Origin of the sequence: Vallitalea longa, assembly GCF_027923465.1 — a bacterium.
Taxonomy (GTDB): Bacteria; Bacillota; Clostridia; order Lachnospirales; family Vallitaleaceae; genus Vallitalea; species Vallitalea longa.
On the sequence record NZ_BRLB01000007.1, the window covers coordinates 88,201 to 99,745 of the forward strand.

Here is an 11,545-nt window from a genome sequence, read left to right on the forward strand (position 1 = left end):
ATTATATCTACTTGGAGGTTACAGCCTCTGCTACTTTTATTCCGTCCATTGCAGCAGACATAATGCCACCTGCATAACCTGCTCCCTCACCACATGGATATAATCCTTTTATATTACTCTCAAAATCTTTGTTTCTTATTATCCTGATAGGAGATGAAGATCTTGTTTCAACTCCTGATAGAATCGCATCATCTAATCCGAAACCTTTTATTTTATTATCAAAAGCAGCTATTCCTTCTTTAATGGCATCACATACATAATAAGGCAAACACTCATTGAGATCGGCTAAACTGGCATTATCTTGTAAAGAAGGTTTTACTTTACCAACTTCTGTAGAAATTCTATTATTTATGAAATCTATTGATTTCTGTACAGGTATATTATAATTACTTCCTGCTGCCATGAACGCTAACTCTTCCCACTTTCTTTGGAAAGCTACACCAGCCAGTACATCATCTTCAGGAAAGTCCATAGGAGTTACATTGACAAGAAGTGCACTGTTAGCATTTTCTGCATCTCGTAAATAATTGCTCATACCATTTGTTACGACTCTATTTTCTTCTGAACTAGCATTAACCACATAACCCCCTGGGCACATACAAAATGAATATACTCCTCTTCCATTTTTACAATGATGGGTTAATTTATAATCTGCAACAGGAAGATTTTTGTTTTCATAACTATTACCGTATTGTGCTTTATTAATCAATTCCTGTGGATGTTCGATTCTAACCCCTATTGCGAAAGGTTTCTTTTCTATAAGAATTTTATTATCTTTTAGCATAGAAAAAGTATCTCTTGCACTATGTCCTATAGCAAGAATAATTTTGTCTGATAATATTTTTTCATCATCATTTATGATAACTCCTGCTATTGAATCATTATCTACCATTAATGAAGTGACCTTGCTATTGAATCGCACATCCCCACCTAATTCAATTATCTTATTTCTAATGTTCTTGACAACTTTTCTAAGATAATCTGTACCGATATGGGGTTTATTATAATATAAAATCTCTTCTGGTGCTCCACATTCAACGAATTCTTCCAGTACTTTTTTATTTCTTAGGAATTTATCTTTCACAAGAGTATTTAGTTTTCCATCAGAAAATGTACCAGCTCCCCCTTCACCAAATTGTATATTGGACTCCGTAGATAATTTTGCAGTTAGCACAAATTGTTCTACATCCTTAATACGGCTGTCCATATCCTTACCTCTCTCTAGGATAATAGGTAAGTAACCATTCTCGGCTAATATAAGTCCACAAAATAATCCTGCAGGTCCAGAACCAATGATAATAGGTCTATTATTCAAATCAGTATTTTTATTGGGAAATTTGTATTTTTTACTGCTAACGAGACTTACTGAACGAATTTTTTTATTTTTGAGTATTCTACCTTCGTTCTTTATTTTAATGTCAACAGTGTATACTATTCTAATATCATTCTTTTTTCTGGCATCAATTGATTTTTTAACTATCTTATATGAGAACTTGGTTTCATCAACTATCCTTAATTCTTTTTTTATTTTATTGTAGATATCAATCTCTTTATGATCTAGTGGTAATTTTATTTGTTGTAGACGTAACATATATATATCCTTTCAATAAGTCGTATTATTATTTTATTTGCTATTTACTAGCATTCATTCCTGCTATAAACCCAGTACTCCAAGCCCATTGTAAATTGTAACCTCCACAATCTCCATCGACGTCAATTATCTCTCCTGCAAGAAATATATTCTCTACTAACTTGGATTCAAGAGTATGGTTATCTATTTCACTGGTAGATATCCCTCCAGCTGTGACTTGAGACTGATTCCATTGGTTTGTTCCTGTTATATTTAAAGTGAATTTTTTTAGACTATTAACTAGTCTAGCTCTTTCTTCTCTAGTAATGTCACCTGATTTCTTATTTAATTGTATACCAGATACTTTTATAATAACATTGATTAATCTTTTATTTATTAATCCGATAAAATTATCTTGTATAGTTCTATTAGACATAGAAGTCAATCTATCCATTAACATTTTATCTAACTGTTCATTCGTCATATCTCTAAAAAAATCAATATCTACTGTCACATTTATATTATCGTGAATTAAAGTAGAAGCTATCCGACTTAACTGAAGTATAGGTGGACCAGATATACCATAATCAGTGAAAAGAATTTCTCCATATTCTTCACGAAGTATTTTATTATCCTCTATAATCTTAGCTAATCCATTAACTTTAACACCTTTTAATTGTTTTAGGAAACCAGCATTTGACTTCATTTGAACTAAAGAAGGTATTGGTTTAACGATCTTATGTCCAAGTGATTTTGCTAATGTGAATCCACTTCCATTAGAACCTAAATCTGGAGAAGATTTTCCACCTGTTGATATGATTATTCTATTACCATAATATTTGTTGTCATTTTTAGTATGAACAACGAAATTGTTCTTTTGCTCTATCTCCATTACTTCTTCATTACATTCTAATTTAATCTTTAATCTATCAATTTCCATTCGTAATACATCTACTATTGATCCAGCTTGTAATGAATTCGGATAAATCTTACCATTTTCAAGCTCTATAGGATATATTCCTAATTCACTAAAAAAAGCTAATGTATCTTCTGTATTGAATTGTTTTAAAATGTTATTAATAAATTCTTCACTACCACCATGAAAAGCGTCAGAAACACACTTTAAATTCGTTAAATTACATCTTCCATTTCCAGTAGCTAGAATTTTCTTACCTATTCTTTCTTTTCTTTCTAGTATAGTCACTTTTGCTCCATTTCTTGCAGCTACTATTGCAGCTACTAAGCCAGAAGCTCCGCCACCTATTATAATTATTTTATTTTTAGCCATAAAAAAACCTCACATCACATGATAAACCTATTTTAAGTTATTTGGCATATGAATGCAAGGATATTCGTTAATTATTTGTGGCTTTATCTATAAAATTATAAAATACAGAAATGTGCCTTATTAATTGACACCAACAAATATAGCTGATATAATTATACAAATATAAGCGCCATTAACCATATTTGTATTTATTCAATCCAAATATTACAATGTTTCAATGAGATATTTCCAACTTATTTGATTAAGGAGACTATAATATATGAATAGAAAAAAATTACCAATTACTAGGCCTCCAATTATTGGCTATGTAGTACATGCCTTCCCATTATCAATAATTTTCAATCATGCTAAATGTATGCCTTGGTTTTTTTGCAACTATATACAACTGGTATGCAATACTCAACTCGAAACTAATTTTTTTGATTTTTTTACCATATGTACAGCTATCACGGGAATGCCATGGGTTGATTCTGTATATCCTGGTATACCATGGTTAAATAGGAATTCCATATCTAGTCAAACATTTATTGATTGCAATTTAAATAAAGACCAAATCATTACTAATTCATTAATTCAAAATAACTATATTGTCTGCCATCTAGATGAATTCTATGTACCTAAACGTTATTCATACCAAAAGGAACATTACCCACATGAAAATTTGATTTTCGGTTTCGATAATATTAAGAAGGAGTATGATATATTAGGTTTTGATTTCAGAGGCATTTTTTGTAGTAGCAAAATAAGTTATTCCGAATTTGAACAAGCATCTAAAGAACATGATATCAAATTCTTACATATGAAAGCTAAAGATGGTTTTTTATACGAGTTAGACTTGAAATCTATTAAAAATCTATTAATCGAATACCTTTATGGTAAAAACTCCAACTATAGATATACTGCAATTAGAAACCCTAATATCAACTTGGTTTATGGAATGGACATATATAATCAATTAATTACTTATCTCAGATTATTGTACAATAATTTAGTGGTAATCGATATTAGACCATTTCATATATTGTGGGAACATAAAAAGTGTATGGTGCTAAGGATTCAGTTTCTATTAGATAAGTATAAAAAAGCTGCTATTGGATTAGAAGAAATTTATATCCAATATCTAGATGTTCAAAAAATGTGTTATTCAATACGTACTATTCTCTTAAAATACAAATTGACAAAACGCAAGGAAAACCTAACGACAATAATATCATTATTAAAAGATATTCAAATAAAGGAACAAAAGATCATACCTGTCCTTATTGCAAAAATAGAGTTGATAGAGAAAAAATTGCGAAAATAGCCCTTTATTAGTTTGCATTAAATTAAAGGTGGAAAAGTTAAGTTATCTACTTTATTTGTAAGTTAATATTAACCTCTATAATATTCTATTTACCTAATTAATATTATAGAGGCTTATTTATTAAATGTCATATTTGTACATTTTAATTACTCTTTTTTGCTAGTGTAATTGCGAAGAGATGTATGTTTGGACAATAAGGTAATTCAATAGTATCAATGATTTTATTAGGATTAACATCAATGAAATTAGCATATAAATGAATATCAAAATCATAACACTTAATCATATCCCCTCTTATTACAGCACCTTGACTTATCCATGCCAATATATCATTAAATCTACGTGCTTCACTGAGCCAAGAGGATAATCTTAGTTCTTTAATCTCCTTAGTACCATCCTTGTAATTAATTATAATGTCATCTGAATGACTCCCAATATCACAACATCCTAATATAAAAATATTATCATAACTGTTTCCATCTGTTTGGGCTATATCCAATACTTGAGAATAGCATTCAATATTATCACATGTTCCATTTATATAATCAGGCAATGTGAATCTCATATTATCTATTTCTAAATATCCTTTTTTTATCTCATCATTTATAACTATGAATCTATCATCCCCTGTTAAATCGGGATAACATTTCTGATTTTCTTTATATCCAATAGCGTTATTATTAAAATCATTTGTTAAATTCAAATAATAATATTTGCTGATGTTGCATTTTTCATATTTTTTATATGGATTAAATGGCTGTATAGGTTTATCATCTATTATTAGATATAGATCATCTATAATTCCTTGTTCCACTCCAGCTATTTTTTCTATTTTATTAGTGATCTTACCTATGTAATATGATGGATCATCAATATGACTAGTCTTCATCATCATTCCATATACCATACCCCATATATTTGCAACATATAATAATTTATCTATGATAAAATTCAAGTTATCTATATCATATCTTTCCATTAAACAGCTTAGTGAAAGGGCAAAACGCCGCCTATTTCGTAATACTTGACCAATTTTATGTAATGTAGTAGAAGAGTTCATATTCCCAGTATTTTGAATTTCTTTATTTGCGTCAAAATACTTTTGTACATCTTTAGAGAATTCCAAAATAGAATTAATCATATCATATCTTTTTATGCATTTCAATTCTTTTATTAATAGATGTTTCCAATTCACTTTTTCAACATTAGAAATATAATCAAATATTAAAAATATTGAACTTCCAGCAACAAAATCTTCATAAGGCAAAGTTATTTTTTTATTTATACCATATGAATCAATTATATAGACATTCTCGTCATCTATGCCAACTACGATACAATAATGATCTGAGTGTCTTACTTTGTAACTTCTAATTATCCAGTGACAATAAAATACATCAATTTTCATGATTACAGGTTTTTCAAGTTTAATTTGTTCCTTTATGAATTCAACTTTTTCTGTATGTGTATTCTTTTTAATAACATTTACATTCATTCCATGATATTTCTTTAAATATGCCCATTTCAGAGAAAATTGCGCCATTTTATCTCCAAGATAATCCCATTCAATATCATTATATAGAAAACGCCATGCATCAATAAACATTAACCTATATTCTTTATTATCATATTTAGCTATAGCTGCTATTAACATATCCAAACAGTCGTATGCGGGATTCTCCTCAATAACAATATTCATAATCAATCTCCTTCCCCTGGCAATATATCTAGCAAATCCATCATAAGTTTATGTTCTTCTTCTTTCAAAGATCTAATCTGGTTGAATGGCTTTTCTATATATTTCGGATCATCATCTATTAATGATCTAACCATATAATTCTTAGCCAGAGAAGTAATTCTGGATAGCTCTTTGAAATGTTCCAACAATTCTTTATCTATACTAAATACATTAGTATCAATATAGCTTAACCTTAAATACATACACTTTTTATGTTCCCACAATATATGAGGTATTCTAATATCATTTTTAACCTTACCATCAAGTAACTTATTAAAATAGCTGAATATATTATCATAAGTTTTTAATCCATAACTAAAGGTTGTATTGGTGGTCTGATAAACTTTTAAATCCTCCGATGAATTTCGTGAATAAACATAATCATGGATTTGTTTTCTTATAAAAGGTAAATCTATTTCCAACGGGTATTCTTTTACTTTCAAAAGAACAATTTGTTGGTTGGTATATGTTTTCATATCATCTACAAAATCTTTAAAAGATAATTTATTACCTCCGTGATATCCATTTTGATGCCCCACCGTATACAGTACATTTTCATCTGTATTACAACCGAAAATGTAATGATAAGATGTCCGCGGTTTCTTAAGGAACTTCTTTCTGAAATAATCAAGATCCTGAGTCAGTATGTAATAATTATCCTTCAACATGCTAATAATGAAATCCAAAATATCTTTTTTCGACTTGAAAACTATATCAGTATTAAAATATTGTACTTCCAATAATGGATTGTTCCACCACCCGTTGCAAATACTTCCCACATAAAATGAATAATCCAGAAACCCATATTTGTCATAAGTGTTTGAACACATCATTTGAATATAGTGATTATAGAACCATACCTTATTGGTATCCTTAGTCAACATGATTGCTAATGGAAAAGCTATATGCATACGACCTGTCAAAGGTGGTATTGCTAAAGGTAGTTTTATTTCCATGTCCTCTCCCCCCTCAGACCTATACTGGAATTACTTTTCCTTCATCCACTTGATTAATTTTAACCATCTTTCATGCCCGACACCTACACACCCTGATACTATCTCATTATTATCATCGAAATTATATGCCTTACTGAATTGTGTACCATGATAATTAAATGATGCAAGAGCAATTTCTTTATCATCAACATGAACAATCAATTCTCGTTTCATTTGATTCTTCAACTGGAATTTTTTCCATGCTTTTAATTGGTTTGGAGAACCAAAAAAATGATCGAAGGCTGGTTGCACAGTTGCATCATTATCTATTGTCAACACATACTGATACAACCAATTTTCAAATTGTTTTAAGGATTCTCTAACGTATGACTCTGTTCCAATAAATATACACTCTCTTACATTGAACTCCCATACATGCTGTAATCCATCATGATCCCCACCTTCATATCTATAAACTTTTCCTTTTGCAGTAAGACACATAGGTTCTGTAATAACTTTATTTTCGAACATTGGGTAAACATGAAGACAAGCTGCAGGTGTTAAATATAATCCACTTAATTGAGCCGTTTCACCTTTAATCTCACTCTCTGCTTCAATTTGTTCATAATGATCTGGATGAGCAACCGCTACGGCCGTCAATTGATGCTTATTTTTACCAAAATAGCCACTCTTTTTTAAAATATCTCTTCTAATGAAAGTAGGTATTATTATATTTTTGGCATTGAATACTTTTAGAAACTCACAGATTCTATTATCCAAATCTTCAACATAGTAACAATCATTCTCATCTAAACAAAAATATTCATTGTATAATATACTATAATTGTTATTCATTCAAAAATCCTCTCTTTCTCTCTACACACCTCTACGCTTACATGTATATTACTCTATCGGCAATAGCCAATGTGGATTCTCTATGTGTAATAGCTATAATACATTTCCCTTGATTTTTTAATTCTTTTAGTGTCTCCAAAATAATTTTCTCGGATTCACTATCCAAGGCTGCAGTAGGTTCATCCAAAATTATTACAGATGCTTGTTTCATTAGGCTTCTTGCAATTGCAACTCTCTGCTTTTGTCCACCTGATAGATTAATCCCTTCTGACCCAACTTCATAGTCCATATCCAACTCTTTATGGATAGCCGCTTTTGACAAGGCATCCATTATTTGCTCTCTCGTTGCATCGAAATCTCCATATAGTATGTTATCAAGTACTGTACCTTCAAACATATCAGCCTTTTCTGGTACATATGAAACTTCTTTCCGTAATTCCTGAATAGAAAAATTTCTTATATCAATACCTTTATATAATATTTTGCCATTATACTCTGCGAATCCTAGTAATGCCTTGATAAGACTTGATTTACCACAACCACTTTGTCCCGAGAACATTACTATTTCCCCTTCAGAGAATTCTAGAGAGATATTATCCAATACACATTTATCACCGTACAACACTCTTACATTCTCATACTTCAGCAAAGGTTCATTCTCTTCGCCATAAGAAAGTGAAATTCCGTTGTTCTCATCATCAATATCCATAATATCCAAAACACGGTCCAAGGAAATTTCATGAGATTTTAAATTAGATACAGCTCTACCAAATCCTGATATATGTACTACAATATCTCTACATAGTTGAGTAACCAGAATCACTTCTGGAATAGTCATGTATCCCCTTGCACTAAATAGACATGCTATAGGTATCATAAGAGTTGAACATGTATAGGAAAATAAATCTAACGTAATGATTTTATAAGATTCCAATTTTCCCATCTTATCTTCAACTGATTTGAGATCCTTAGCCTTATCCTGCAATTTTGAACTGATTTTCTTCTCAGCATTAATTAGACGTATACTCATTTTCCCTCTTACTGTATTTTGGTATAGATTCATGAACTTGGCCTCAGCATCCAGATGCATTCGATTAAGTTTTTTATGATACTTGATAAAATATTTATTGAAGAAAATAATCAGTATACCTATAATTAAGACCATTATACCAATATAGATATTCACTAGCATGATTGATGTAATATACCCTAAACCAACGATAATAGGATAAATTGATAGTACGACATCATCTGTCACCATAGCTGCTGCTAGTTCTGAATCTGTGTTATACCTTGTTAACGCTTCCCCGTTATCGTACTTGGACGTCTCTGTTATTGGTCCATTCTGCATCTTGCTGTAGATTTCCTGCTGTATGTTGGCTCTTGCAGATAAACGAAATAGTTTTATCAAAAATGCAGTTATGTATTCAAGGAGATTGGCTATTATTAAACTTACAAAAATAAGGACCAGCAGTAATACAATATTCATTAAGGTAATACTCGTATCTTCAAGTTTCTCAACATACTTTTCATATCCATAGGCATAAATCAAGCGAGCAACTAAAGTCGTCACCGGATATCCTAATATACCAATAATCCATAATATTGGACGTTGTTTAATAATCCTTATCATTTTTTTAGTAGCTTTCATATACATTACCTCTCTTATATCCATGTTAGAAACCTGAATCACATCTCTGTAAATATTCTACTATAGTCTTTATTCTTTTCCATTAGTTCCATGTGCGGTGCATAACCTGCTATTTCAGCATCCTTGATAAACAGAACTCTATCGAATCTCTCAAAATCAATGCCACTATGGCTAATAACAATTAGAGTCTTATCCTTTAGGTCATTAAAAAAGATATCCATAATTTTATTGGTATTATCTTCGTCCAAAGCCGATGTTGGTTCATCACATAGATAAACTTCACTATCTTTCAAAAAAGTCCTTGCAATATTGATCCTTTGATTTTGACCGTTAGATAAAGTATGCCTACCATTACCAATAACCGTATCTAATCCATTTTCCAGAGTAGCAACATAATCATTTAATTGTGCTTTAACTATAGCTCTCTTAACATCTTTTAACTCTCTATTTTCATCAACTATATGAACATTATTACCAATGGTATCATCCAAAATAAAATTTTCCTGCGTTATCACAGCTATCTGTTCATAATAGTTCTTCTTGCCTATATTATTGATATCATGTCCCATAAACTCTATGGAACCTTTTTGTGGTTCATACAGATTGCATAATAATTTCAATAGAGTAGTCTTGCCGCATCCGCTTTTCCCGACGACAGCAATTTTTTCACCCTTATTTATCTTAAAACTGATATCTCTTAGTACATAAGTATCCGTATAACTAAATGATACATTCTTTATTTCATATACGGTAGAGTCAACATAATTATTGCACATATTCTCTTCTGATTTTTTAATATCTTTAGTATCCTTTAAATTCAGTAGACTATTTACACGATCAACTGATGCTTTCGCATTCTGATAATTGGGAGGTATAGATTGCATAATGGTTATTCCTTGTCCAACTATATCCATTAAAAAAAGTAAAGAAACTAATTGTCCTAACTGCAATGTTCCGTTGATGATGTTTTTAGCTCCAATACCCAATACAAATAAAAAACCGAAATAACCATTCATGGCCCCATAATAATTCATGATCCTGTCAAAAACATAGGATTTACGCTCTGCCTTTTTTAAGTTAGATAATTTGATTTTATTATCATGCAGAAACTTTTTCTCCATATTGTAGGCCTTTATCATCATTCTGAAGTTCAATGAATTAATAAAATAATTGATGACTTGTCCCTCATTCTCTCTTTCCTTCATGGTAAGGGAATATATTCTTTTAGACAAAATATTATTTAAAACTAGAGATAGAACCATAAACCCCAAAATAACCGCTAAGTCAATAAGGCTATTGCTTGCATAAAACATATAAATCACATATGCAAAACATAATACTAGTTTTACTGGTAGTTCACCTAAAACAAATAGAGTATTCAACCATTTCTTGAACCCTGCAACATCAGCAGATATGATAGACAATATTTTCTTGTCATCACTTGCTTCAAGTTCCTTATAATTGGAGTAACATATTTTTTCTGTTACTTTTTTCCTGAATTGATATAAGAATCTATTATGTACCCTAAAAGAGATTCTTTTATTTATGAAGCTTGCTAGAACCCTAACTACAACTGCAATACCAATTAGAATAGTGTTTCTTATAATTTCGTTATAATTGGATAAATCAATGACAACTCCTATCTCATAGGTATAAAAAAGCTGTGCCAAAGCACCTATGAATGATCCGAAGAACACTACTATGAGCATACTTTTATAACCTTTACCATATATTAACGCTATATTATGATTTACTCTTTTTTTCATATACACCCCTCTAACTTATGCTTATCAGTAAGCTGTATTCCTTCATGTAGACGTAAGCGAATACAGCTTTGTTATTGGAGACTTCATAATTCCAACTAAATCTATATATGCACAATATGTTAAATTTCTAATATTATTATTCAACATATTGTGCTGTTTGTTAGATTTTATAGTGAAGTATCATCAATCCTTACGTTCATTTCTTATAACCAGATCCACAATGCTTGATACATCTGAATATTTATCCAAACTATAGTCTTCATAAGATACCTCAACATCAAAGTTCTCTTCTATGAACAATATAAGCTCAACTACAAAAATGGAGCTGAATTCATCATAGAATTCGAGTTTACTGGTTTCTGTAATATCATCAGCCTCAAGCTTTTCTTTAATATACTCTAATAGTTTAACTTTAATTTCTTCTCTATTCATATTCATT

General features: G+C 30.4%; 9 protein-coding genes. 1 reads left to right on the top strand and 8 read right to left on the bottom strand.

The genetic code is table 11. The features are described from left to right. Positions 1-7 precede the first annotated feature (7 nt). Together QMG30_RS12780 and QMG30_RS12785 are read right to left on the bottom strand one after the other, a co-directional pair. On the bottom strand, positions 8-1,591 hold the full coding sequence (locus QMG30_RS12780; protein WP_281815936.1) for an NAD(P)/FAD-dependent oxidoreductase: 1,584 nt from the start codon (positions 1,589-1,591) through the stop codon (positions 8-10). A 40-nt stretch (positions 1,592-1,631) separates the two neighbouring features. Beyond that, the gene (locus QMG30_RS12785) at positions 1,632-2,858 is read right to left on the bottom strand and encodes a BaiN/RdsA family NAD(P)/FAD-dependent oxidoreductase (RefSeq protein WP_281815937.1); all 1,227 of its coding nucleotides are present in this window, start codon (positions 2,856-2,858) and stop codon (positions 1,632-1,634) included. Between the two features lie 259 nt (positions 2,859-3,117). Here QMG30_RS12785 and QMG30_RS12790 point away from each other — a divergent pair, with 259 nt between their 5' ends. Beyond that, a complete protein-coding gene (locus QMG30_RS12790) occupies positions 3,118-4,161 on the top strand; it encodes a hypothetical protein (protein ID WP_281815939.1) in 1,044 nt (347 codons plus the stop codon). Between the two features lie 142 nt (positions 4,162-4,303). Here QMG30_RS12790 and QMG30_RS12795 read toward each other — a convergent pair whose 3' ends face one another. The 6 genes from QMG30_RS12795 to QMG30_RS12820 all read right to left on the bottom strand — a co-directional run bounded on the left by QMG30_RS12795 (position 4,304) and on the right by QMG30_RS12820 (position 11,538). Then, entirely contained in the window at positions 4,304-5,860 is a 1,557-nt protein-coding gene (locus QMG30_RS12795; protein ID WP_281815940.1) for a BtrH N-terminal domain-containing protein, read from the bottom strand. Between the two features lie 2 nt (positions 5,861-5,862). After that, the gene (locus QMG30_RS12800) at positions 5,863-6,855 is read right to left on the bottom strand and encodes a hypothetical protein (protein ID WP_281815942.1); all 993 of its coding nucleotides are present in this window, start codon (positions 6,853-6,855) and stop codon (positions 5,863-5,865) included. Positions 6,856-6,885: 30 nt separating this feature from the next. After that, on the bottom strand, positions 6,886-7,689 hold the full coding sequence (locus QMG30_RS12805; RefSeq protein ID WP_281815943.1) for a class-II aminoacyl-tRNA synthetase family protein: 804 nt from the start codon (positions 7,687-7,689) through the stop codon (positions 6,886-6,888). A gap of 37 nt (positions 7,690-7,726) precedes the next feature. Further along, complete coding sequence (locus QMG30_RS12810; RefSeq protein WP_281815945.1) at positions 7,727-9,340, bottom strand: ABC transporter ATP-binding protein; 1,614 nt, start codon at positions 9,338-9,340, stop codon at positions 7,727-7,729. Positions 9,341-9,378: 38 nt separating this feature from the next. After that, positions 9,379-11,106, bottom strand: coding sequence for an ABC transporter ATP-binding protein (locus tag QMG30_RS12815; protein ID WP_281815948.1), 1,728 nt, complete (start codon positions 11,104-11,106; stop codon positions 9,379-9,381). Between the two features lie 183 nt (positions 11,107-11,289). Next, entirely contained in the window at positions 11,290-11,538 is a 249-nt protein-coding gene (locus QMG30_RS12820) for an acyl carrier protein (protein ID WP_281815950.1), read from the bottom strand. Between the last annotated feature and the right edge of the window lie 7 nt (positions 11,539-11,545).